The sequence below is a fragment of the Paraburkholderia sp. BL10I2N1 genome (genome assembly GCF_004361815.1).
Classification (GTDB): domain Bacteria; phylum Pseudomonadota; class Gammaproteobacteria; order Burkholderiales; family Burkholderiaceae; genus Paraburkholderia.
This window is the reverse complement of record NZ_SNWA01000002.1, coordinates 2772639-2794841: the sequence shown is the minus strand read 5'-3', so window position 1 is coordinate 2794841 and position 22203 is coordinate 2772639. Positions and strand designations below refer to the sequence as shown.

Genomic DNA, 22203 nt, shown 5'->3' with positions numbered 1-22203 from the left:
ACCGCGCAAACCACGCAAACGCAGGACTGGCCGATGAATGCCGCGCCCCGACATTGGAAAGACTGGCTGCTGAGCGATACGCCCGCGTCCCGCAAACAGGCCGCGCTCGGCCTCGCGTTCCGCCGCTGGCGGCGCTTCGCGGGCAATCCGCTGTCCGTCTTCGGCTTTGTGATTCTTGCGCTGCTGATCGTCGTCGCGGCGATCGGTCCGCTGATCGCGCCGCACGATCCGTTGCAGCAGGTGCTGACCGATCGGCTCTTACCGCCGGGTTCCGCCGCGCACTGGCTAGGCACCGACCAGCTCGGACGCGACATTCTTTCGCGCCTGATATACGGCTCGCGGCTCACGCTTTCGATTGCGATTCTCGTGGTGGTGATCGTCGTGCCGGTGGGCCTGCTGATCGGCACGACGGCTGGCTTCTTCGGCGGCTGGGTCGACAACGTGCTGATGCGCATCACCGACGTGGCGCTCGCCTTCCCGAAAATCGTGCTTGCGCTGGCGTTCGCCGCCGCACTCGGCCCCGGCGTCATCAATGCGGTGATCGCGATTTCGATCACCGCGTGGCCGGCGTACGCGCGTCTTGCGCGCGCCGAAACATTGCGCCTCGTTCAGGCCGATTTCATTCACGTCGCGCGGCTGCAGGGAGCGTCGCGGCTGCGCATCCTGTTGCGCTATATCGTGCCGCTGTGCTCGTCATCGGTGATCGTGCGCGCGACGCTCGATATGGCCGGCATCATTCTCACCGTCGCGGGCCTCGGCTTTCTCGGGCTCGGCGCGCAGCCGCCAAGTCCGGAGTGGGGTTACATGGTTGCATCCGGCCGCAACGTGCTGCTCGACTCCTGGTGGGTGGCAACCGTTCCGGGCTTTGCGATCCTGCTGGTCAGTCTCGCGTTCAACCTGCTCGGCGACGGTCTGCGCGACGTCTTCGATCCGCGTCATGGAGGTTGATATGCAAACCGGCACGACACAGCCGCTGTGCGAGGTCGACGACCTGCGCATTGGCTTTCGAGGTCACGACGGCGAGCTGACCGAGGCCGTGCGCGGCCTGTCGCTGACGCTCAGCCGGGGCGAGCGACTTGGCATCGTCGGCGAATCCGGCTCGGGCAAGTCGCTGACCGGGCGGGCGCTGCTCGGCCTGTTGCCGCCTTCTGCGCAGTTCAGTGCGAAAACCATGAGGTTCGACGCTCAGGATCTGCTGGCGATGCCTGCGCAAAAGCGTCGACGGCTGTGCGGTCAGCAGATGGGCATGATCCTGCAGGACCCGAAATACTCGCTGAATCCGGTGATGACCGTCGCGCAGCAGATGCGCGAAGCGTTCGCGCTGCATGGTCCGAAGCTGGGTCGCATCGAGATGCGCGAGAAGATCGTCGCCGCCCTCGCCGCGGTGCACATCCGCAACCCGGAGCGCGTTGCCGATGCCTATCCGCACGAACTGTCCGGCGGCATGGGGCAGCGCGTGATGATCGCCATGATGGTGTCGTCCGGCCCGCGCCTTCTGATCGCCGACGAACCGACCAGCGCGCTCGATGTCCTCGTGTCGATGCAGGTGCTAGGCATTCTCGACGAGATGATCGAAAAGCACGATACGGGCCTCATCTTCATCAGCCACGACCTGCCGCTCGTGATGTCGTTCTGCGACCGCGTTGTTGTGATGTACGCGGGCCGCGTGGTGGAAACCTGCGCTGCGCGCGAACTGGTTCACGCGCAGCATCCCTATACGCGCGGGCTGCTGGCGGCGAATCCGCCGCTCGTGAATCCGCCTGACGAACTGCCGGTGCTGAAGCGCGACCCCGCGTGGCTCACACCATCGACCGGAGCACCCGCATGATCGATGTCCACGACATGACCGTCCGGTTCAAAACAAAGACCGGCTACTTCGAAGCCGTGCGCGACGCAAGCTTCCGCGTCGGCGAAGGCGAAGTGTTCGGGCTGGTCGGCGAATCGGGTTCCGGCAAGTCGACCATCCTGCGCGCGCTCACCGGCCTCACGCCCACTGCGCGCGGCCAGATGAAAATCGGCTCGCACGTGCCCGGCGAAAAGATCGACCGCTCGTTTCGCCGTGACGTGCAGATGGTGTTTCAGGATCCGTATGGATCGCTGCATCCGCGCTTCACGGTCGACCAGACATTGCGCGAGCCGTTGGCGATCAACCGCATCGACCGGCAGGACGACCGCATCGTCGAGGCACTGCGCGAAGTCGGGCTGGGACCGGCGTTCCGTTTCCGCTATCCGCATCAATTGTCGGGCGGTCAGCGCCAGCGCGTAGCGATTGCCCGGGCGCTGATCGTCGCGCCGCGCGTGCTGCTGCTCGACGAACCGACCTCCGCGCTCGATGTGTCCGTGCAGGCCGAAATCCTCAATCTGCTGCGACGGCTTCACGTCGAACGCAAGCTGACGATGATCCTCGTCAGCCACAACCTCGCCGTGATCGGCTTTCTCTGCTCGCGCGTGGCGGTGATGCGCAATGGCGAAATCGTCGAAGAGCTGGGCATTGATGCGGTCCGCGCGCAGCAGGTTCAGCACGACTACACGCGCAGCCTGCTGCTCGCGACGGGTGGCTATCAGCGCAAGGTGGTCGACGTGATCGGCGTGGACGCCGCGCTTTAGCGCTCACGGCGCATCGACTGCCGCTGCCACCGCCTCGCCGCAGGAATCGGCTTCGCGAACGCACCCGGCAGCGGGTAGATGAACTGGGCGCGTTTGGCGTAATGCGGCCAGCCTGTAGCAGATCCCCACAGTGCGTGACCTCCCGTGCAAGTCTGAAGGCCGAAGACATTGCTGTATCCTGACGCCCTCGCTTGAACGGAGGATCCATGAAGCTTTCGACATACCTGGCACTCATGGCGTTTTCGCTGTCCATCGTATCGGTTGCCACGCACGCGCAGATCTCGCAGACGTACCGCTTCGGCGAAGGTCAGACTACGATGCAGCCGGGCAACGCACACCCCACGCAGCCGCGACCACCAACTGCACCGGACCAGCAGCCACAGCCGAAAGCGCAGACGAAGCACGAGCTCAAACATCATCGTCACTACCGGCATCACGTGCCTGCACAGGATATGTACTCGCACGGCTGAAATGCCTGACCCTGCCCGTGCGAAGCGCACCCGGTCAGCGCGGCTGCGGACGAGGCTGTGGCGGCGGTGGATTCGGCCGGGGTGGTGGCCGATGCGGCGGCCGCGCCAGCGGCGGCGGCCTGTAAAGATGGTGGTACAACGGCCGGTTCCAGCCCGGTCCGTAATAGCCGTTGTAGACGACGGGCGGCGGCGGCGCGTAATAGCCCGGCGGCCCCGGCGGCATATACACGACGGGCGGCGGTGGCACGACAGCCAGGCCCGGCAGCCCGATGGAGATATTCACATCGGTTCGCGCCTCGACGACCTTGCTGCCTGCCAGCGCGCACACACCGAGGATCATTGCGGCGGCACGACGTTTCATCGTGAGTCTCCGTGATCGCGGATGCAGATGATGCGCACGGCCCATGCATCACCTTGCATGAAGCCTGCACGGAATGACGTCGCTCACTTCTGTCCGGTAGATGGCTTATGCGCCGGCCTGTGCGTGTCCGGATGCCGGAAGACCTGATCGGCGATCTTCTTCTGCGCATCCGGCATGCTGCCGTATAACGGCTCGAACGCAGCCAGCAGCGTTTTGTTGCCATCGGCATGCGCCTGCGCGATATCGCCCCACGATTTCAGGTTTTCGACAGCTGTTGCGCTTGCCGCAGCATTACGGCGCGCCTCGAACAGACCATGCATGGTCTGGGCGTTGTCGCGCATCGCATCGGCGACTTTCGCCCACTGCGCTTCCTGGTCCTTCGTGATCTTGAGTTGCGCATGAAGATCGCTGATGCGCTCTTCGACGTGACTCTCGCGCTGCGCCATCGAGACGGAAGCCGGCTTCGCACCGGCTGCGGAAGGAGAGGATGCCGCAGGGGTCTGTGCCCACACGTTTGTCACAAGCGCGAGTGCTGCTACAGCAAGTGCAGTTTTCATGCGTTCCCCCTGGCGTGTCCGGTTCACGTACCAAGGTATATACCACGACGATGACACGCGCAAACGCAATCGCCTGCAACCTGCTCACGCGACAGGTCGTTAATCATGTGCAGGGAAAGCAGGCGATGCGTCGCGCATCGTGTATCGCGCATCGTGTATCGCCCGCGCGATCATCAAGGCATCAGGATGACTGATCCCTTCGTCCCGCCCGTCTCCATCAGCGTGTGCGCCTCTGCTGCGCGTTCGAGCGGCAGCCGTGTGCCGGTTTCGACCTTCAGTCCATCCGCCAGTTTGCCGAGCACGATTTGCGCAGCCGCGCGGTATTGGTGGCTGTCGCGCATCAACCCGATCACACTCGGGCGCGCGAGCGCAATCGAGCGTGCGGGACCTAGTTCGTCGATCGAAATCGCGTCCACAGGACCCGCGACCTGGCCGATGCTCGCGACAACGCCAAACGGTTTCACTACCCCGAGCGTGCGCTTGAGCGTATCGCCGCCAATGCCATCGATGGCCAGATCGACGCCTGCGCCGCCACCGAACGCACGCACCGCTTCGACATAGTCTTCGTTGCGATAGAGCACTGCCTGGTCGAGCCCATGCGCCGTGGCAAGCGCAGCTTTTTCAGGCGTTCTAACCGTGCCGATCACGCGTGCCCCCAAGGCTTTCGCCCATTGCACGACGATGAGGCCCAGCCCGCCCGCCGCAGCGTGAACGAACACCGTGTCGCCCGCCTTGATCTCCCGCACGCGATGCAACAGCATCCAGGCCGTCACGCCGCGCACGAGCCCTCCCGCCGCAGTTTCATCCGGCACGCGATCGGGCAACCGCAACACGCGCTCGACGGGCAGGTTGCGCAGGTTCGTATAGCTCCCGGTCGGCAGACCCGCATAGGCCACGCGCTGGCCCGCAACCACATCGGTCACATCCGCGCCCACCGCTTGCACGACACCCGCGGCTTCCACGCCGAGCACGCCCGGCAGTTCCGGCAACCGATGCAGCCCCGTGCGGAAGTAAATGTCGACGAAATTGACGCCGACCGCCGTCTGGCGGATCTGCACTTCGCCCGGGGCGGGCGGCGGCACTGCGCGTGAAAACACGCGCAGTGCATCGGCGCCGCCGTAGTTGTCGATGCCAATCTGATATGCGCCCTGCTGTCCCATCGTTGCACTCCGGTCTGGTGATGAGAGCGATCATAGGTTCGTGCATAATCCAGCGGAACCCCCTATTTCTCACCAGCTCCTGTGCAGAATTCCACCGAAACCGCGCAATCCGCGACAGCGCCGCAATGGGACGACATCCGTTATTTTCTGGAGGTGGCGCGCGGCGGTAGCCTGTCGGAAGCGGCGCGCACGCTGGGCGTCCAGCACTCGACTGTCGCGCGGCGCATCGGCGCGATGGAGAAAGCGCTGGGCGTACGTCTCTTCGACCGGTTGCCGCGCGGCTGGCCGCTGACCGAGGAAGGCCAGACGCTGGTCGAGCGCGCCGGGCGCGTCGAAGAGGAAGCACATGCGTTCGTGCGCGCGGCGCGCGGCGTGGTGACATTGCACGGCACGGTCCGTCTGTCGGTGCCGCCGGTGTTCGGCAGCCACTTCCTCGTGCCGCGTCTCGCCGGCTTCAGACGCGCGTATCCTGGTGTATTGCTCGATGTCGTCGGCGAAACGCGCGCAGCGAATCTGTTCCGGCGTGAAGCGGATCTGGCAGTGCGCCTGTCGCGACCGCAGGAACCGGGGCTGGCCGCGCGACGGCTCGGCACGATGCGTTTCGCCATGTATGCGACGCCGGAGTGGGCCGGACGGCCACCTCGCGAATGGGAATTCCTCGGCTACAACGACGTGCTCACGCCACAACAGCAGTGGCTCCAGCAGTTCGCCGATGAACGGCCCTTCGCACTGGTTGCGAACGATCTCGTCTCGATCTATAGGGCATGTCGCGCGGGCCTCGGGGTCGCCCTGCTGCCGCGCTTCATTACACACGGCGACGACACGCTGGCTGTGCTCGACACCCAACCGGTCTGCGATATCACGCGCGAAATATGGCTTGCGGTGCATCCGGATGTGCGCCGCTCGCCGCGTGTGCAGGCGGTTGCACAAGCAATCGCCGACGCCGTGCGCGAAGCGGAAGACAACCTGTGAAGCGCCCGCCTCCAGCGCGGATCATTTTGGAGCCGCTTCAATTCGGCGTGCCTCGCAGGCATAGTTGAGGTATTCAGCCACGCGCGTGATCACAGGAAAAGGCATGAACCAGGCATCCCATTCCACAACGAATCATTCATCCCCGACGACAGGCGCCCCGCACCTGCGCGATGCAATCGAAGCGGACCTGCCCGCGATCCAGGCCATCTACGCGTATCACGTGCTGACTGGCGTTGCGTCGTTCGAAGAGACGCCGCCCACGGTCGACGAATTGCGCACACGCCGCGCATCGGTGCTTGGACACGGCCTGCCGTACATGGTCGCGGAGATCGACGGCGTGGTCGCAGGCTACTGTTATGCGACGCCGTACCGGCCACGCGCGGCGTACCGCCATACCATCGAAGACTCGATCTACATCGGTGAATCGTTTCGTGGCCGCGGCCTCGGGCGCGTCCTGTTGCAGGCCTTGATCGAGCGCTGCGAAACAGGACCGTGGCGGCAGATGATCGCCGTCATCGCGGACGGTGGAAGCGGCGGTTCGCTATCGCTGCATGGCAGCCTCGGGTTCGAGCTGATCGGCACCTTGAAGGCCGTGGGCTTCAAGCACGGACGGTGGCTCGATACGACCTTGATGCAACGCAGGCTCGGTACGGGTGCGGATACCTTACCGGCGGGCGTGGCGAAGAAGGACTGACGGCGCACGCAATGCGAGTCCACCGCGGCCGGGCAAAAAACCGACGGGGCCAGACAGAAAAAAATAGCGCGATTTTCCGCACACGGCGCTTCAACGCTCGGCGCAGCCACGGCGCACGTCATATCCAAATCTCCATTGCTTCGTTTGCGTTGCGGGACGCCCATGCGACGATCCTCGTACCGCAGGGGCGTCCAGTATCGATCGGGAATTCTCCGTCAATCGCGCACGATGCATGCCGCGGCATGCGGCATCCTGGATCACACGACAGGCAAGGAGATCTTCTCGATGACATCGATCAAGGTAAGCTCGTTACGTCTTCTCATACCCGGGATGGCGCTTCTGACGGCTTTCACGTCAAGCCCTGCCGCGGTCGCGCAGAGCACCGATTCCGCCAGCGACAAGGTGCTGCGCATCGGTTATCAGAAAGCCGGGCTGCTGGCGGTCCTGAAGGCGCAGGGCTCGCTGGAACAGAAGCTGACGCCGCTTGGCTATAGCGTGAAATGGTTTGAGTTTCCGGCGGGTCCGCAACTGCTCGAAGCGTTGAACGCGAACAGCGTCGACTTCGGCTATAGCGGCGCCCCGCCGCCCGTGTTTGCGCAGGCGGGTGCGGTGCGTTTCGTCTACGTCGGTGCAGAGCCTGCCGGGAACGGCAACGAAGCGCTATTCGTCAAGCCAGATTCGCCGCTACGCACGCTCGCCGATCTGAAGGGCAAACGCATCGCGCTGCAGAAGGGCTCAAGTTCGCACTATCTGCTGCTCGAAGTGCTGCGCCGGGCCAACCTGCGCTATGAGGACATTCATCCGGTCTACCTGCCGCCCGCCGACGCACGCGCGGCCTTCGAAAACGGCGACGTCGATGCATGGATCGTGTGGGATCCGTACTATGCCGCCGCGCAGCAGGCGCTCAAGGTGCGCCGCTTGCAGACTATTCGACAGGCCAGTCCGTACACAACTTCTATGAAGCGACCCGCAATTTCGCGCAGCAACATCCGGATCTCGTTGGCGCGATTCTCGGCCAGTTGCGTAGCACAGGCCTGTGGGTCAACGCGCATCCAGCCGAAACCGCCGCGCTACTCGCGCCCAGAGTTGGCCTCGATCAGGCGATTGTCGAAAAATGGGTACGACGTGTGCCGTACAACACGACCGCGGTCACCGACGATATCGTGAGCGGACAGCAGAAGGTCGCCGACGCGTTCTACGGCGCGCATCTGATTCCTCAGAAGATCGCGGTGAAGGATAACGTCTGGCAGAACCGCGAGGTCGCCGCGAGCCTGGCCGCTAAATGAAGCTTCACGCAGGCGGCGTCAGGCGTCGGAAGAGCGTCGGGTAGTCGAGCACGAGGCCGTCTTCATCGATCTTCATGTTCGCTGCGAAGTTACGGAAGATTCCTTCGTAGCGATATTCGCGATTCAGTTCGATGCATGAATAGGCCTGCTCGACGCGCGTCACTTCGAGATCGGGCGTTGAGATATAAGCCACCTGGATCAGCTTGCGCTCGCCTTCGGCGAGCTGCAGGCGGCGGATCGGCAGCGTGTTGGTGAACGGTGTCGCGGCGATATCGATGTCGATGCACCCTTCGATCGCATCGAGTGTCCTGCCACTGCCGTCGCGCCAGTGGCCCGCGCCGTTGCCGTGCAGTTCGAGTTCAACGCCGCCCGCAACCCGCAGCGACGCGTGCGTCACGCGCCATTGCGGGTCACAGGTAACGGTGTAAAAAAGCCCATAGGATCGCCCATACCGCTGTCCGACGACGGCGCTTTCGATATGGAAGCCCTCGCTTCGCGCATCGAACGCCAGATGTTCGATGCCCTCGCCTTCCTCTGATGCCCAACGCACTTCACGCATGTCGCTACCTCCTCTGGACGATTGAATCCAAACGCACCCTGTCGCTGCTGACTGGTGGGAGACGGGTTGCGGCAACGGTGGCTCCCAGCGCCATCGTAACCCGACCGCCAGGGACACGTTGACGGTCTTCTCTGGTGGCCGCCCGCAAATAGCCACTATCGCCGAATGCTGTCACCGGCGCCTGTGTGCTCGCCGCGCTTTTGTTCTGCGATGTTCGTCTTGACGGCACTCGCCGTTGCAGACTGCGGCGTCATCATCACGTTGGGCGCCATTGCGCTGTCGGTTATGCTGCAGCAGTTCGCCGGCTGCGGCGGATGGCCGTCGATGAGCACGCCGTTCGTCATCGCGACGTGGAGCGCGCACTGGCTCGCCCGCCGTCGCGTGCAAAACGTCCGTGCCGACGTCGCGGCGGGCACATCGTGCACGCGGCCGGGACCGCCCGCCACAACAACCGGACAGAAGTCGCGCCACACCATCTGAGGAGACGCTGGAATGTCTTTCGCCCATACCCCCGCCGGCCACGTTGCCGGACCGGCTTCGATCTCCGACGCGGAACGGAGCACCCGCGTCGATCTCGCCGCCGCCTATCGACTCGCCGCGCTCAACGGCTGGGACGACCTCATCTATACGCATATTTCCGCGAGCGTGCCCGACGAGCCCGGCCATTTCCTGATCAACCCGTTCGGTCTCGCATTCGATGAAGTCTGCGCGTCGAATCTGGTGAAAATCGACATCGCCGGAAACATCGTCGGCGCGAGCGAGCATCCGGTCAATGCCACGGGATTCGCGCTTCACGCGGCCGTTCATGCCGCACGTAGCGACGCATTCTGCGTAATGCATCTGCACAATACGGCGGGCATTGCCGTGTCGGTGCAACGCGCCGGGTTACTGCCGGCTTCGCAGCATGCGCTGCGTTTCTACGGCCAGCTTGCATACCACGACTACGAGAGCCTTGCGTTCACGCCCGCCGAAGGCGAACGCCTCGTCGCGCATCTCGCCGACAAGCCAGCGATGCTGCTGCGCAATCACGGTACGCTAACGACCGGACGCACCGTCGCCGAGGCCTGGGTATTGATGGCAACGCTGATCAAGGCCTGTGAGATCCAGCTGCATGCGCAGTCCGGCGGTGGCGACCTGGAGTTGCCGTCTGAGGCAGTCGCGGAGCGTACGGCGGAACAGTTGCGCGACGGCGGCGCCGTTGAAGGTGTGATGGAATGGCCAGCGCTGTTGCGCAAGCTCGATCGTATCGACCGCTCGTATCGCGATTGAACGACATCTTTCCAGCTTTCCCGTTTCACTTAACACAAAGGAGGAGCTTCAATGCCCACATTCCATGTCGAGCTGTTCGAAGGACGCAGCCTCGAACAGAAACGTCAATTTGTCGAAGCGATCACGAAGACCACGTGCGAATCGCTCGGCGTCGAGCCCAGTTCCGTCGAGATCATCCTGACGGAGGTCAAACGCGAGCACTGGGCGACGGCTGGGAAGCTGTGGTCGGAGGCGTAGGCTGATCGACGGTGGCGCGCGAGGTTTCGTTTGCCTCGCGCGCTGCGCCCCATCCCCGATGATTCCACCCATCAGACGCGCAAACGGGTGACACCTGCACCCTCATGTTTCTGAATTCGCCGGCTTGCGCTCACGACAGGCCGCACTTTCGCATCGCCATCAATCGGGATGTCACAGCAACGGTTGACCGCTCGCGTGCCACGCTGAAAGTCACGCGACTGATGTGCGTAAACGACACATATTGCAGCGCGGTCTATTGCCGCAGTTCCCCGTGCGACACCTCGCCGCAGAGTGCAAAATCCTCTGCTCCAAAGTTGATGCCGATCAACGGGTTAGTGAGATAGAAACATCGGGTACCCGCCCGAACCGCGTTAAATCGTCGCATCACGCGCCGCAGCAAACTCGCGTGCATTTCCCTATCCTTGCGTTCATCTGCACACCACAGTGCGCGTCGACAGCGGTCGTTGCGCGTAGTCTGATTCCGTACCCTTCCTATGAACACCGCACTCTCGGCATTCGATCTCGCCCGGCTTCAGTTCGCGTTCACCGTTTCATTCCACATCGTTTTTCCGGCGCTCAGCATTGGGCTCGCCAGCTTCATCGCCGTGCTCGAATGGCGATGGCTCAAGACCGGCAAGGCGTACTACAAAGACCTTTGCCTGTTCTGGTCGAAGATCTTCGCAGTGGCCTTCGGCATGGGCGTCGTCTCCGGCGTCGTGATGAGCTACGAGTTCGGCACCAACTGGGCGGGCTTCTCCAGCTTCGCCGGCCCGGTCACCGGTCCGCTTCTGATGTACGAAGTGATGACCGCCTTCTTCCTCGAAGCGGGTTTCCTCGGCATCATGCTGTTCGGCTGGCAGCGCGTGAGCCCGCGCGCGCACTTCGGCGCGACACTGATGGTCGCCATCGGCACGTTGATCTCGACGTTCTGGATTCTCGCGTCGAACAGCTGGATGCAGACGCCGCAAGGCTTCGACGTCGTGAATGGCCAGGTTGTGCCGCTCGACTGGTTCAAGATCATCTTCAATCCGTCGTTCCCGTATCGCCTTGCGCACATGGCGATTGCGGCCTTCATCGTCGCCGCGCTGGTCGTCTCGGCAACGGGTGCGTGGCATCTGTTGAAGGGTCGGCGCGACCCTGCGGTGAAGAAGATGTTCTCAATGGCGCTGTGGATGCTGTTGATCCTCTCGCCGATCCAGGCGTTCGTCGGCGACCAGCACGGTCTCAACACGCGCCAATATCAGCCGGCGAAAATCGCTGCAATCGAAGGCTTGTGGGACACCGAAAAAGGCGGCACGGCGTTGAACCTGTTCGGCATCCCCGACATGCAGGCGGAAACGACGCGCTATGCGGTTTCGATCCCGCACCTGGGCAGCCTGATTCTCACGCATAGCTGGGACGGCGAGATTCGCGGCCTGAAGGAGTTCGCGCCCGAGGACCGCCCCAATTCGACGGTTGTGTTCTGGAGCTTCCGCATCATGGCCGGGCTCGGCGTGCTGATGATCGTGATGTCGGCGGCGGCGTGGGTGCTGCGGCGTGGCGGGCGGCTGTTTGACGCGAAGTGGTTCCACAAGCTCGCCATCGCGATGGGCCCGACCGGTTTCATTACGCTGCTCGCAGGCTGGGTCACCACTGAGGCCGGCCGTCAGCCGTGGGTCGTATATGGCGTGATGCGCACGACACAGGCGGTGTCACCACTGACGACACAACAGGTCGGGATTTCGTTGATGGCCTTTGTGGTTGTTTATTTCCTCGTGTTCGGCACGGGCATCTACTACATCCTGAAGCTGATGCGCTCGGGCCCGTCACTACCCGGTCACACGCCCGATGGTCTACCCGATACGCCCGATCGCACTGCACGTCGGCCCCTCTCTGCCGCCGACCAATTGATCGACGCTGCTTGAGAACGCAAAAAACCCTGTATTTCGAGGCAAAAAATGGACGTAACAGTAGTGTGGGCTGCGATCATCGCACTCGGCCTGTTCATATATGTGGTGCTGGACGGCTTCGACCTTGGCATTGGAATCGTGTTTCCGTTCTTCCCCGATGAAAAGGAACGCGACCTGATGATGAACACAGTTGCCCCCGTGTGGGACGGCAACGAAACATGGCTGGTGCTCGGCGGCGCCGGGTTGTTCGCGGTGTTTCCCGTCGTCTATTCGACGGTGTTGTCCGCGCTGTACCTGCCGCTCATTTTCATGCTCGCGTGCCTGATCTTCCGTGGCGTGTCGTTCGAGATCCGCGCGAAAGCGAATCGCACGAAACACCTGTGGGACCTTGCTTTCATCGGCGGGTCGGCGGGCGCGGCATTCTTTCAGGGGATCACACTCGGCGCCTTTTTGCGGGGCATTCCGGTCGCGGACGGCAGCTACGCCGGCGGCGCGTTCGACTGGCTCACGCCGTTCAGCCTGTTGACCGGTCTCGGCCTCGTGGTCACGTATGCGCTGCTCGGCTGCTGCTGGCTGGTGGCGAAGACCGAAGGCGACCTGCAACGGCGCCTGCATCGCATCGTGTGGCCGCTCACGATCGTGCTGCTTGCGTTCATTGCCGTGGTCAGCCTGTGGACGCCCCTCGCGGATCAGAACATCGCGCAGCGGTGGTTCGATTCGGGTCTTTTCTACCGCTTGCTGCCTGTACCGTTCCTCGTCGCGATCTGCGCATTCTTCATGTACCGCGCGGTGCGTGAGCGCCATCACAACACGCCGTTCGCGCTCGCGCTCGGGCTTGTTCTGCTGGGCTACGCCGGACTGCTGGTGAGCCTGTGGCCGTACGCGATCCCATCGAGCCTGACGCTGTGGGAAGCCGCTGCGCCGAGGTCTAGCCAGATGTTTACACTCGTGGGCGCAGCGGTGATCATTCCCATCATCATCGCTTACACGACGATGGGCTACTGGGTGTTTCGCGGCAAGGTACGGCACGGCGATGCGCACTACCACTAGCCGCTCCGGCAGGTGGGGAGTGCGGCCGGCACCTTCTGTACGACGTCGTTCGTTTGTACCCGGGTATTTGGTCAAGGGGGAGGCGAAACCGAACATCAAGCCGGCCACACCGAGCCTGACGTTGGTGGCCAACCTGCCGAAACACAAGGAAGTGTTTCAGGACGATGACGAGGTCGATTGATCCCTTTGTGATGATCGTCGCCGTACCCGTCAAAATGACCTTCAGCCGAGCAAACGCATTTCGAATGGATAGTCCGAAAGCAGTTCGACCTGGCCATCGTCGCGCACGTACACCTGCTCTTCGAGCTTCACCCCTTCCCCGCCCGCTTCGTGACCGATGTAGCTCTCGATGCACAGCGTCATACCCGGCTCGATCACGCCGTCATACCCCTTCGCCTCGTTGTCCTCTCGATGAACGATGTACGGATACTCGCCCGTCATGCCCACACCATGCGCGAGCGCAAAATAGCGGCGCGCCTGATAGGGGCCAGGAATCTTCCATGCCCCGGCGATGAACTCCTGAAACGTCGTGCCAGCGCGGACGTTTTCCATGTTCGAATGGACCTGTTCGTACGCGAGGCGATAGAGGTTCCTCTGCGCCGGTGTAGCCGGGCCATCGCCGCACAGGAAGGTGCGCGAAAAGTCCGCGTAGTATCCGAATCGTCCCACCACATCGGTGTCGAGCCCGACGAGTTCGCCAGCCTGGATCTTGCGCGGGCTGCTTTCCTGGAACCACGGGTTCGTGCGCGGACCTGAACTGATCAGACGCGTTTCGACATAGTCGCCATCGGTTTCGATGATGTGCTTGTGCAGGTGCGACCAGAGTTCGTTTTCGCTGATGCCGGGCACGAGTGCCGCTTCCAGCTTGCGCACGCCCTCTTCCGCCGCGCGCAGCGACGAGCGGATCATCTTGATCTCGTTCGGCACCTTGATTGCGCGCGCACGTTCGAGCGGTTCCTGCGCGTCGGAGATCTGATAGCCGCGCGCCTGCAGCGCAAATGCGGCGGCCGACGTCGCGCTTTCAATCGCGATCCGTTTGCCGCCACCGCATTGCTTGACGAGATCATCGATCTCATCGGCCCAACGTTCGGTCACGCGTCCGAGCATGTCGTCGCAGAAGTAGTACGAGATCGCTGTTGCGGGGCGCACTTCGTCGACGGTGTCGAGCCCTTCGGCCAGAAAGTCGCAGCCCGCGTATTCGAACAGCACCACTTTGCCTTCGGCCGGAATGAACGCGTAGCGTGCGGGATTGCGCATCGAATAGACCTGCATGTTGCGCGAGCCGGTGGCGTAACGCATGTGCGTCGGGTCAAAGAGGATCGCGGCGGTCAGGTCGCGCTTCTTCAGTTCACGGCGCACCGCGGCAAGGCGGTCGCGCTGGATCTGCGCGATCTCTTCGGGCGTCGGTTCGCAATCTTCGGGGCGATGCGTGGGGCGGAGAATCGTCATGATTAAGAGGAATGGGAAGAATGGTTACAGGAACTCAGTCGACAAGGCCGTCTGCGCGCACCAGCCGCTGTTCGGCTTCGATATGCATTTCCGAAACGCGTCCATAAAGCTGTCGCGTGCGTTCGAGCCGGCCGATCACGCCCGGCTTCTGCGAGTACGCGAAGATGGCGGTATGCCGCTCGACAGCACCGCCGACTTTCGTCACGCGATGCAATGAGAAGCGGCCCTTGAACAGTTGCAGATCGCCTGGGCGCAGCGTCAGTACGTTGATCGGATCGCGCGTCTCGCCGCGCACCACGCGGCCTACCGCACCGAGGCTTTCGCCTTGCGGCGAGCGGATGTTCGGGCAGTATTCAAAGTCGCCGCCCGTTTCGGGCTGTTGCGTCATCATCGACACGATGAATTCGTTGGTGTCGTAGTGCCACGGCTGTTCGGTGTCAGGCGGCATCACGTTGATCACGAGGCCCGCGTACGGGTCGGCGTATTCCCACACACGTTCTTCACCGAGGCACGCCGCGATAAAGCGCTTCATCGCCCGCGCAACGTAGATGCGATGCACGATGCTGTCGGCAGGAATCACGTCGCGGGTAACGAAGCCGCTCGTGCGGTCCATGAAGATGCGGCGCGGATCGTCGGCGGGCAACGACGGATCGTCAGCAGTGAAATACGCATTGACCTTGCGGGTCGAGTAGTAGGTTTTGGCCGACAGTGCCTGTCCTTCCTGCTTCGCCCGCTCCAGCGCTTCGGGGCGCAGAAAGTCGTGCAGAACCGCGCTGCCGGTTTGCGCCAGGCGGGCGCGGCAACCTTCGATCAGCTCACGCATGCGAGGGTGGTCCGGATCGTGCATGGGGTAACGTTCGGTATCGACGATATCGCCCAGATCGAGGCATTCAGCGTCGGCAAGAGGAAGAGAAACAGACACGGTGTGCTCCTGATGCGTGATTTTGACGAGTGGAAGGACCGATCGATATGGACAACAATGGACCAGTCGACGCCTGCATCTTTTGTTCACCAATTTATTCTGGAAAGCGAGTAATTCCGATGGGATCCATCAGACAACCCGATTGGTCGAAGCTTTCATCGCTGGATCCGGAACTGGTGCGCGCCTTCGTCGCGGTGGTGGACAGCGGCGGCTTCACCGCGGCGGCGAAACGGTTGCACCGCACGCAGTCGACGATCAGCCTGCGCATCCGCACGCTCGAAGAGCGGCTCGACACGCACATGTTCCTGCGCAACAGCCGGCGGCTTGCGTTGTCGCAGGACGGCGAAAACTTCCTGATCTACGCACGACGCATCCTTCAGGTGCAAAACGAGGCCATTGCTGCACTAACTCGGAGCAGCCGCGAAAATGTCATCCGTTTTGGACTGCCTGAGGATTACGCCGAGCTCTGGTTGCCCGGTCTGCTGAAGAAGTTCTATGAATTGCGGCCCGGCGCGCGGCCCCATGTGCATTGCCGCATGTCGCTGGAACTGCTGGAGCGGTTGCAGGCGGGCGAACTGGACCTCGCGCTCGTCGTCCGGCATGGCGCGCAAGCGGGCGGGCGGCATCTCGGGCGAGAAGACGTCGTATGGGCGGCACACGGGGACTTCAAGCTCGCAAGAGACGCTTCCGTGCCGCTCGCGCTCTTTCCGGAAACCTGCTGCTACCGGCAGCGCGGCCTCGAAGCACTGACCGGCCTCGCCCGTCCCTATCACGTCGTCTACACGAGCCAGAGCCCGACAGGCATCCGCATCGCGGTGAATCAGGGCGCGGCCGCGACGATCATCGATCGCTGCACGCTTCCTGACACATGGCGCGTGCTGGGTGCTGAAGAAGGCCTGCCGCCGTTGCCACCCGCCGACCTCGAACTGCATCGGTCACCCGCGATGCGTGCGCCCGAAGTCGACGATCTGGTTTCACTGATCGAGACGATGGTCGACGAACGGCGGCGGGCATCGCTCGAGTTCTGCGACTGATCGGCTTCGCCGATTGCTGCAATCGGAAATACTCGCTTTGCAAAAGAAATTGGTCGTCCAAACATGGCCCCGTGCCGTTGGACGACCCCGCCGCCTATCGTGACATCTCGTCACGTATAGCGCAGTCCCCAACGGGCCGACCCTCCCCCGCACACGGAACTGGAACCTGAACATGATCAAGCTACTGAAGGCTGCATGGCTCTGCAGCGTTGTGCTCTACGGCGCGATTGCGCACGCGGCGGCACCCGACAAGACACTGACGATCGGCGTGAACAACTGGGCGGAAAACATTGCCGTGGCCAACCTGTGGAAGGTGCTGCTCACGCAGAAAGGCTATTCGGTGAAGCTGCAACCGGGTGACAAGGCGATCATCTATAGCGGCGTGGCGCAGGGCAAACTCGATCTCACCTTCGAGGTGTGGCTGCCGTCCGCCGATGGCCGTCCTTACGACAACGTGAAAGCTCACGTCGACAAGATCGGACCGTGGTTCGACAAGGCACAACTCGGGCTCGCCGTGCCCGACTACGTCAAGATCGATAGCGTCGACCAGTTGAACGCCGCGAAAGACGAGTTCAGCCACGACGGCCAGCCGACCATCTTCGGCATCGAATCGGGCAGCGGCCTGATGGGCCTCACGTCCAAAGCAAAGCAGGATTACGCGCTCGACTACAACGTGCTGCCATCGTCGGAGGCAGCCATGCTGTTGACGTTGCAACGCGCGGAGCAGAACGGCAAGCCGGTCGTCGTGACGCTGTGGAATCCTCACTGGGTGTGGGCGAAATACAAGCTCCACTATCTGAAGGACCCGAAGGGCACGTTCGGCACACCGGATTCGATCTACGCGATCTCGGCGAAGCGCTTTTCGAGCGACTTCCCCGACGCGTCGCGCTGGATGAATCACTGGAAAATGAACGATCAGACGCTCGGCGACCTGATGAACGAGATCCGCGCGGCAGGCGAAGCACAGCCGGAAAAAGGCGCGGAGAACTGGGTCAAGAAGAATCAGACGCTCGTCGATGCGTGGATGAAGTGATCGCGAAGTGAGCGATCTCACGCCGTCGAGATGGAGCAGCCGGGCGCGCGCCTCTTTCACGGGCCGCGCCCGGTTTTACGTGTGAACGATCACGGGCCGTCGCACGGTGCGACCGATTGTCCCGATTTCCCGCGACTTCCCCCCAGATTGCCCCGATAAGCGCCTTCCTCGAACGCGCGATCTGGCGCGCTGCGGTAGCATCGAAATCCATGCAGCGCCTGGCTGCGGCTGTCGCCTCCACGCCGCGCGCCAGGCTTCGCAATTTTTCGTTTTGCCACCTCATGCGTCCCACTTCAATGACCGTCATGCACCGTAACGCTCCGTCCGATCACGCGCCCGCACGCCGCAAATTGCCAGGCTGGCTATGGTTCGTCGCGCTCTGGTGCGGCGGCGTCGCCGCGGCGGTATCGCTCGGTTTCGTGTTCAAACTGTTCATGAACGCGACCCTGTTCGCCGTCACCCGCTGAGCGTGACGCGGGCCCGGCCGCCGCTCGCCAATCCGCGTCGCATATTCTGCAACGCACCGCGCGTTCGGCTTCAAAATCGGTTCAATCCGCTCGTCTACGTTGCAGGCCATACGAATGCTGTCTGACCGGTCAACTGCAGGCGGCGCAGGGGCGTCCACGCAGTTCGACGTATCGCCGGGCGCGCATTTGCTCGTCGCATCGGGCAGAATGGAAAACCTGCGGCGCCGTTCGATCCACGAGCGGCAAAAACAACAGCTGTAGAAGAACCGGCAGCGCCCACACGCGGAGACATCATGAAGTTTCTTGTGGCCGATGACCATGAACTGATCCGCCAAGGTGTCAAAGGCTTGTTGCGCGGACTCGATCCCGACGCCCAGTTCGACGAAGCCGACAGTTGGGAAACCCTCGCTGCCGCCGCACGGCCCGATGCGAATCACGATCTCGCAATCGTCGATCTGCACATGCCGGGGATGGAGGGCGCAGGCTCGCTCGACATCCTGCTGAAGGCGAATCCCGCGCTGCCCGTCGTCGTCCTGTCCGCCGAAGAGTCGCCCGACGAAATGCGCGCGGTGCTAGCCGCTGGTGCGCTGGGCTTCGTGCCGAAACGGCAGCCCGCGAGTGTGATGCTCAAGGCCATTGAACTGGTGCTGTCGGGCGGCGCCTATGTCCCGATGGAAGCATTGAGCCTGCTCGGCACCCGCGACGCGCAGGGGACGGCCACTGCAGGCGCGCCCTCCAGCGTCGACGCCAGCGTCGCCGTGGCCACGCCGCCCGCGCCCGAACGGGTGCCGCAGACGTTGCAGCCGCACCAGCAGCATCTGCTGGAGAACCTGTCACCGCGTCAGCAGGACATCATGCGGCTCGTGCATCGCGGCTGGACCAACAAGATGATTGCACGCGAACTGGGCGTCGCCGAAGGAACGGTCAAGGTACATCTGTCGGTGATCTTCCGGGCGCTTGGCGTGCACAACCGCTCGATGGCGATCGCGGTCATCAACGGCTGGCTCGAGGCAGGCAGGACGCTTTGATCATCCTTCGATTGCACTTTGAAGGCCTGCGGCAGCCCACGCAGAGCGTCATGGCGCCGTAGCGCAAAAAGCGCAACGCTCCCGCTCCCAACGGCGACACCTGCTCAAGGCAGGTAGTCGTGTCCGCCGACCGCCGTGGCATCGCGCCCAGCGGGCGCAGCGGCATCCGGGTCACCGGCGGCTACTTTCTGTAGAGCCGATGTGCCCTGCTGCTGCCACAGGCTCTCCAGCGTGCGGCGTAGCCGCGCTGGCGTCACAGGCTTGTGAAGCACGGGGATACCCTTCGCCGCCAGCGCCTCCAGTTCGGGCGACGCCATATCGCCGGTGATCAGCAACGTCACCACCTTCGGCTGGCCCGCATGCCGCAATGCCTCGCGCACGGCCGACAACGCCTCGGCGCCGGTCCGGTGGTTCGCCAGCTGGTAGTCGCACAGCACGGCGTCCGGCAGGAAGCGTTCGTCCACCGCCCGGAGCGCCTGAATCTCGTCGGGCACGCCACGCACGATGCAACCCCAGCGGCTGAGCAGGCTCGACAGCCCTTCGAGTATCGACGGATCGTCGTCGATACACAGCACCCGCCGGCCTTCCGCTGACGCCCCGCCCACGGCAGAGTCGCTCAGGCTCGACACAATCCCGTCAGGATCGCCCGCCTGCACAGGAAAACGGAACACCGAGCCGCGTCCGGGCGCCGAACGCAGCTGCAATTCGCCGCCCATGAGGCCGACAAGTCGGCGCACGGTCGGCAGGCCCAAACCGTGCCCCTGGCGCGCGTCGCGCTGCGGGTTGGCGACCTGATAGAACTCTTCGAAGATCCGCTCCTGCTCCTCGAGCGGGATGCCGATGCCCGAATCGCGCACCTCGATGTAACCGCCCGAGCGTCGGCCGCAGCGCCGCAAGCCCATCCAGATGGCGCCTTCCTCGGTATATCGGACCGCGTTCGACAGCAGGTTGCTCAGCACCCGTTCGAGCAGCACCGGGTCGCCGTGCACCACCATCGACGTCGGCGCGATGCGCAGCGCCAGCCCTTTCGCCGCGGCCTGCGGGCGGTACTGGTTGCCGACCCGCTCGAACAGTTCAGCGAGCTGGAAGTGCAGCCGGATCACCTGCGTGACGCCGCTCTCCAGCCGCGCCAGATCGAGCACCTGGTTGAACAACTGGTTCAGCGCCTCGACGTTGCGCACGATGTGGTCAGCGGTTTTTGCGTGCTGGGCGGGCGCGGCGGCGCCGTCGTTCAGCGACGCCGCGAGCAGGCCAATCGCATGCAGCGGCTGGCGCAGATCGTGGCTGGCCGCCGCAAAAAAACCGGGTCTTCGCCAGACTCGCCTCTTCCGCGACCAGTTTCTGCGCCGCCAGCGATTCGGCCAGGTATTGCTGGTCGACGCGCGCCTCGACCACGCGCCGGAACAGCTTCCGGTAACTCACCGCATAGACGTTGATCGCGCAGAAGAAGAACGCGAGGACGATCGCGAGGATCGTCCGGTCGAACGTATGCTCGCTGAAGTGCAACGCGATGGCGGGCAGCAGGAGGAATGGGATCGCGGTGGCGAAATTGAGCAGGTCGAAGCCGTTCGACATGAATACGCCCGCCGCCAGCGTGACAAGCATCACGGTATGCAGCAGCGGCAGATCGGCGTTCGGACTTTGAAACGCAAACCAGATCGACACACCCGGTGCCGCGTACAGCAGAACGCCGCGCAGCGCGTGCAGGTTGACCCAGGTGCGGGGCGTTACCGCGTCGGGGTGGCCGCGCTTCCAGAGCCAAAGCGCAAGGCCCCCGCAGTTGGCCAGCGCGTAGAAGCCGAAACACAGCGCGAACAGATGCGGCGAAGGCATGTGCGCCCAGTAGATCGCCACCAGCACGACGATCGAAAACCAGTGCGACACGAACGCAATGGGGTCCTGCGCGTACAGAACCCGTACGAGGTCTTCGTCGATGGCGCGCTGGATAGGATCTGCCCGCATCGTGCGGTCTCCTGGTCGGTTCCGGCAATTTCGATGAACGGGCGCAAAACGCGGCGCGAACGGATGCGACGGACAGCTGTGCGGGCAGCAGCGGAAGGACACCAGCCGCTGACGGCGGACAGTGCAGCCCGTGCTGCGTTGTCACGCGTGGCCTTGCCGGCGACGGTTTACCCGGCAGTTTACCCAACGGCTATCACTTAATCCATATAGGCGAAGCCGCCCGCGAAAACCATACTGCCTGCAACTTCCCAGCGCGGATCAAGGCCTTTCAAGGCTTTTCACGCAGCCCGCAACCAGGGCTTCCGGCAAATTCGCCGCTAACCGCGCTCTATGCCCCGTTTTTCGATGGAGGCTTTCATGGGCGCTGTAGCGAGCCGCGAGCTGGCACGACATCTCGACGACGCAATCCTGCCGGAACTCTGGCGCCGTCGCACGCAGTTGTCGGACGACGAGATGGTATCGATGTACGACCTCGTGCGGCGCGCGCTGCGTGCCTACCATCCCGTCGAGTTGCAGGCGCTCGGCGAGGACAAGGAAGAACTCGTCGCCCAGTTCATCTACACGAAGGTGCTGCGCCTCGCCCCCGGCCATTCCGAGTCCCAGGCCTGCCCGGAAAGCGCGCCGTCCAACAGCTATGCGCTCTGCGCGTATTTCCGCCGCTATCTGATCGACTGTCTTCGCAGTGCAAGCCATCAACGCAACGTCTCCATGGAAAACGAAGGCATGGAACAGGAGATCGACCTGCACGCGCACGCGCTGGACGACCCGGTCGACAGCGTCCTGATGGACTACGGCCTCGACGAGCGCCGCGTACGCCGCGCGGCGCGGGACTTCATCGCGAGCCTCGGTGGGCCGGAGCAGGTCGTGCTGGCCGGCAGCCTCGGCTGGTGTTCCGAAAGCAAGGGTGGCCTGTCGGCCGTAGCCGCCGAATATCGCGTGCCTTCGTACCACTATCGTGCGGTCAAACTCGGCGTCACCATGAAAAAGACGGCCAATGCCGAGGATTTTTCCAATACCAAGATCGGCCGCTGGTTCTCCGACGTGCTCGGTATCGAGATCGCGCCCGACAATCGCGACGCGATTCTGGTCGCGTTGAACCTGCTCGCGGCCGAATCGAGCGCACTCGAAATGAACGAAGCCGCCTGATCACAGCGCAGCCTGCGCGCGGCGTGTCACGTCCGGTCCGGCCGCGTGAAC

Annotated in this window: 22 protein-coding genes and 2 pseudogenes; 16 read left to right on the top strand and 8 right to left on the bottom strand. The window is 63.3% G+C overall.

The window, feature by feature from the left end:
- Positions 1 to 33 precede the first annotated feature (33 nt).
- The 4 genes from nikC to B0G77_RS34880 all read left to right on the top strand — a co-directional run bounded on the left by nikC (position 34) and on the right by B0G77_RS34880 (position 3077).
- Positions 34 to 948 carry a nickel transporter permease gene (nikC, locus tag B0G77_RS34895; RefSeq protein WP_133667007.1) on the top strand — a complete coding sequence of 305 codons (915 nt, stop codon included), beginning with the start codon at positions 34 to 36 and terminating at the stop codon, positions 946 to 948.
- A gap of 1 nt (position 949) precedes the next feature.
- Positions 950 to 1828 carry an ABC transporter ATP-binding protein gene (locus B0G77_RS34890; protein WP_133666327.1) on the top strand — a complete coding sequence of 293 codons (879 nt, stop codon included), beginning with the start codon at positions 950 to 952 and terminating at the stop codon, positions 1826 to 1828.
- Positions 1825 to 2607, top strand: a complete 783-nt coding sequence (locus tag B0G77_RS34885; RefSeq protein WP_133666326.1) for an ABC transporter ATP-binding protein — start codon at positions 1825 to 1827, stop codon at positions 2605 to 2607. The genes B0G77_RS34890 and B0G77_RS34885 overlap by 4 nt, the downstream gene beginning before the upstream one ends.
- A 206-nt stretch (positions 2608 to 2813) precedes the next feature.
- Positions 2814 to 3077, top strand: coding sequence for a hypothetical protein (locus B0G77_RS34880; protein ID WP_133666325.1), 264 nt, complete (start codon positions 2814 to 2816; stop codon positions 3075 to 3077).
- A gap of 34 nt (positions 3078 to 3111) precedes the next feature.
- On the opposite strand, the gene B0G77_RS34875 is transcribed toward B0G77_RS34880, so the two are convergent.
- The 3 genes from B0G77_RS34875 to B0G77_RS34865 all read right to left on the bottom strand — a co-directional run bounded on the left by B0G77_RS34875 (position 3112) and on the right by B0G77_RS34865 (position 5155).
- Positions 3112 to 3438 (bottom strand): hypothetical protein, encoded by a 327-nt coding sequence (locus B0G77_RS34875; protein WP_133666324.1) that lies wholly within the window; start codon positions 3436 to 3438, stop codon positions 3112 to 3114.
- 83 nt (positions 3439 to 3521) lie between these two features.
- A complete protein-coding gene (locus tag B0G77_RS34870) occupies positions 3522 to 3995 on the bottom strand; it encodes a Spy/CpxP family protein refolding chaperone (RefSeq protein WP_133666323.1) in 474 nt (157 codons plus the stop codon).
- Positions 3996 to 4168: 173 nt separating this feature from the next.
- A complete protein-coding gene (locus B0G77_RS34865; RefSeq protein WP_133666322.1) occupies positions 4169 to 5155 on the bottom strand; it encodes a quinone oxidoreductase in 987 nt (328 codons plus the stop codon).
- Between the two features lie 81 nt (positions 5156 to 5236).
- Between B0G77_RS34865 and B0G77_RS34860 the strand changes: the two genes are divergently transcribed.
- The 3 genes and pseudogenes from B0G77_RS34860 (at position 5237) to B0G77_RS34850 (ending at position 8107) form a co-directional block, all read left to right on the top strand.
- Positions 5237 to 6127, top strand: a complete 891-nt coding sequence (locus tag B0G77_RS34860; RefSeq protein ID WP_133666321.1) for a LysR family transcriptional regulator — start codon at positions 5237 to 5239, stop codon at positions 6125 to 6127.
- Positions 6128 to 6230: 103 nt separating this feature from the next.
- Positions 6231 to 6821: a GNAT family N-acetyltransferase gene (locus B0G77_RS34855; protein WP_133666320.1), complete on the top strand. Its 591-nt coding sequence runs from the start codon at positions 6231 to 6233 to the stop codon at positions 6819 to 6821.
- A 330-nt stretch (positions 6822 to 7151) separates the two neighbouring features.
- Positions 7152 to 8107 (top strand): annotated as a pseudogene (locus tag B0G77_RS34850) (aliphatic sulfonate ABC transporter substrate-binding protein).
- A gap of 4 nt (positions 8108 to 8111) precedes the next feature.
- Here B0G77_RS34850 and B0G77_RS34845 read toward each other — a convergent pair.
- Positions 8112 to 8666, bottom strand: a complete 555-nt coding sequence (locus B0G77_RS34845) for a putative glycolipid-binding domain-containing protein (RefSeq protein WP_133666319.1) — start codon at positions 8664 to 8666, stop codon at positions 8112 to 8114.
- A gap of 210 nt (positions 8667 to 8876) precedes the next feature.
- Between B0G77_RS34845 and B0G77_RS34840 the strand changes: the two genes are divergently transcribed.
- The 5 genes from B0G77_RS34840 (at position 8877) to cydB (ending at position 13111) form a co-directional block, all read left to right on the top strand.
- Positions 8877 to 9146 (top strand): hypothetical protein, encoded by a 270-nt coding sequence (locus B0G77_RS34840; protein ID WP_133666318.1) that lies wholly within the window; start codon positions 8877 to 8879, stop codon positions 9144 to 9146.
- A 12-nt stretch (positions 9147 to 9158) separates the two neighbouring features.
- Complete coding sequence (locus B0G77_RS34835) at positions 9159 to 9935, top strand: class II aldolase/adducin family protein (RefSeq protein WP_133666317.1); 777 nt, start codon at positions 9159 to 9161, stop codon at positions 9933 to 9935.
- Between the two features lie 51 nt (positions 9936 to 9986).
- Complete coding sequence (locus B0G77_RS34830; RefSeq protein WP_133666316.1) at positions 9987 to 10172, top strand: 4-oxalocrotonate tautomerase; 186 nt, start codon at positions 9987 to 9989, stop codon at positions 10170 to 10172.
- A 494-nt stretch (positions 10173 to 10666) separates the two neighbouring features.
- Positions 10667 to 12076 carry a cytochrome ubiquinol oxidase subunit I gene (locus B0G77_RS34825; protein ID WP_133666315.1) on the top strand — a complete coding sequence of 470 codons (1410 nt, stop codon included), beginning with the start codon at positions 10667 to 10669 and terminating at the stop codon, positions 12074 to 12076.
- 33 nt (positions 12077 to 12109) lie between these two features.
- Positions 12110 to 13111 carry a cytochrome d ubiquinol oxidase subunit II gene (gene cydB, locus B0G77_RS34820; RefSeq protein WP_133666314.1) on the top strand — a complete coding sequence of 334 codons (1002 nt, stop codon included), beginning with the start codon at positions 12110 to 12112 and terminating at the stop codon, positions 13109 to 13111.
- Positions 13112 to 13333: 222 nt separating this feature from the next.
- Here cydB and B0G77_RS34815 read toward each other — a convergent pair whose 3' ends face one another.
- Both B0G77_RS34815 and B0G77_RS34810 read right to left on the bottom strand, forming a co-directional pair.
- On the bottom strand, positions 13334 to 14560 hold the full coding sequence (locus B0G77_RS34815) for a Xaa-Pro peptidase family protein (RefSeq protein WP_133666313.1): 1227 nt from the start codon (positions 14558 to 14560) through the stop codon (positions 13334 to 13336).
- A gap of 34 nt (positions 14561 to 14594) precedes the next feature.
- The gene (locus tag B0G77_RS34810) at positions 14595 to 15482 is read right to left on the bottom strand and encodes a hypothetical protein (RefSeq protein WP_133666312.1); all 888 of its coding nucleotides are present in this window, start codon (positions 15480 to 15482) and stop codon (positions 14595 to 14597) included.
- A 119-nt stretch (positions 15483 to 15601) separates the two neighbouring features.
- Between B0G77_RS34810 and B0G77_RS34805 the strand changes: the two genes are divergently transcribed.
- Both B0G77_RS34805 and B0G77_RS34800 read left to right on the top strand, forming a co-directional pair.
- Positions 15602 to 16516, top strand: coding sequence for a LysR substrate-binding domain-containing protein (locus B0G77_RS34805; protein WP_133666311.1), 915 nt, complete (start codon positions 15602 to 15604; stop codon positions 16514 to 16516).
- Between the two features lie 172 nt (positions 16517 to 16688).
- A complete protein-coding gene (locus B0G77_RS34800; protein WP_133666310.1) occupies positions 16689 to 17549 on the top strand; it encodes a glycine betaine ABC transporter substrate-binding protein in 861 nt (286 codons plus the stop codon).
- A gap of 328 nt (positions 17550 to 17877) precedes the next feature.
- On the opposite strand, the gene B0G77_RS43605 is transcribed toward B0G77_RS34800, so the two are convergent.
- The gene (locus B0G77_RS43605) at positions 17878 to 18336 is read right to left on the bottom strand and encodes a hypothetical protein (protein ID WP_166656328.1); all 459 of its coding nucleotides are present in this window, start codon (positions 18334 to 18336) and stop codon (positions 17878 to 17880) included.
- Between B0G77_RS43605 and B0G77_RS34790 the strand changes: the two genes are divergently transcribed.
- Entirely contained in the window at positions 18310 to 19044 is a 735-nt protein-coding gene (locus B0G77_RS34790; protein WP_133666308.1) for a response regulator transcription factor, read from the top strand. The genes B0G77_RS43605 and B0G77_RS34790 overlap by 27 nt on opposite strands.
- A gap of 104 nt (positions 19045 to 19148) precedes the next feature.
- On the opposite strand, the pseudogene B0G77_RS34785 reads toward B0G77_RS34790, so the two are convergent.
- Positions 19149 to 21006 (bottom strand): annotated as a pseudogene (locus B0G77_RS34785) (hybrid sensor histidine kinase/response regulator).
- A 357-nt stretch (positions 21007 to 21363) separates the two neighbouring features.
- On the opposite strand from B0G77_RS34785, the gene B0G77_RS34780 reads away from it, so the two are divergent.
- Positions 21364 to 22152 (top strand): hypothetical protein, encoded by a 789-nt coding sequence (locus B0G77_RS34780; RefSeq protein WP_133666307.1) that lies wholly within the window; start codon positions 21364 to 21366, stop codon positions 22150 to 22152.
- Positions 22153 to 22203: the final 51 nt, after the last annotated feature.

What these genes read in the sequence shown, in the direction of transcription:
- B0G77_RS34835 (WP_133666317.1), top strand. Translation starts at nt 9,159, where the DNA reads ATGTCTTTCGCCCATACCCCCGCCGGCCACGTTGCCGGACCGGCTTCG.
- B0G77_RS34825 (WP_133666315.1), top strand. Translation starts at nt 10,667, where the DNA reads ATGAACACCGCACTCTCGGCATTCGATCTCGCCCGGCTTCAGTTCGCG.
- B0G77_RS34890 (WP_133666327.1), top strand. Translation starts at nt 950, where the DNA reads ATGCAAACCGGCACGACACAGCCGCTGTGCGAGGTCGACGACCTGCGC.
- B0G77_RS34790 (WP_133666308.1), top strand. Translation starts at nt 18,310, where the DNA reads ATGAAGTTTCTTGTGGCCGATGACCATGAACTGATCCGCCAAGGTGTC.
- B0G77_RS34880 (WP_133666325.1), top strand. Translation starts at nt 2,814, where the DNA reads ATGAAGCTTTCGACATACCTGGCACTCATGGCGTTTTCGCTGTCCATC.
- B0G77_RS34875 (WP_133666324.1), bottom strand. Translation starts at nt 3,438, where the DNA reads ATGAAACGTCGTGCCGCCGCAATGATCCTCGGTGTGTGCGCGCTGGCA.
- B0G77_RS34815 (WP_133666313.1), bottom strand. Translation starts at nt 14,560, where the DNA reads ATGACGATTCTCCGCCCCACGCATCGCCCCGAAGATTGCGAACCGACG.
- nikC (WP_133667007.1), top strand. Translation starts at nt 34, where the DNA reads ATGAATGCCGCGCCCCGACATTGGAAAGACTGGCTGCTGAGCGATACG.
- B0G77_RS34830 (WP_133666316.1), top strand. Translation starts at nt 9,987, where the DNA reads ATGCCCACATTCCATGTCGAGCTGTTCGAAGGACGCAGCCTCGAACAG.
- B0G77_RS34865 (WP_133666322.1), bottom strand. Translation starts at nt 5,155, where the DNA reads ATGGGACAGCAGGGCGCATATCAGATTGGCATCGACAACTACGGCGGC.
- B0G77_RS34845 (WP_133666319.1), bottom strand. Translation starts at nt 8,666, where the DNA reads ATGCGTGAAGTGCGTTGGGCATCAGAGGAAGGCGAGGGCATCGAACAT.
- B0G77_RS43605 (WP_166656328.1), bottom strand. Translation starts at nt 18,336, where the DNA reads ATGGTCATCGGCCACAAGAAACTTCATGATGTCTCCGCGTGTGGGCGC.
- B0G77_RS34805 (WP_133666311.1), top strand. Translation starts at nt 15,602, where the DNA reads ATGGGATCCATCAGACAACCCGATTGGTCGAAGCTTTCATCGCTGGAT.
- B0G77_RS34840 (WP_133666318.1), top strand. Translation starts at nt 8,877, where the DNA reads ATGTTCGTCTTGACGGCACTCGCCGTTGCAGACTGCGGCGTCATCATC.
- B0G77_RS34800 (WP_133666310.1), top strand. Translation starts at nt 16,689, where the DNA reads ATGATCAAGCTACTGAAGGCTGCATGGCTCTGCAGCGTTGTGCTCTAC.
- B0G77_RS34885 (WP_133666326.1), top strand. Translation starts at nt 1,825, where the DNA reads ATGATCGATGTCCACGACATGACCGTCCGGTTCAAAACAAAGACCGGC.
- B0G77_RS34855 (WP_133666320.1), top strand. Translation starts at nt 6,231, where the DNA reads ATGAACCAGGCATCCCATTCCACAACGAATCATTCATCCCCGACGACA.
- B0G77_RS34870 (WP_133666323.1), bottom strand. Translation starts at nt 3,995, where the DNA reads ATGAAAACTGCACTTGCTGTAGCAGCACTCGCGCTTGTGACAAACGTG.
- B0G77_RS34780 (WP_133666307.1), top strand. Translation starts at nt 21,364, where the DNA reads ATGGGCGCTGTAGCGAGCCGCGAGCTGGCACGACATCTCGACGACGCA.
- cydB (WP_133666314.1), top strand. Translation starts at nt 12,110, where the DNA reads ATGGACGTAACAGTAGTGTGGGCTGCGATCATCGCACTCGGCCTGTTC.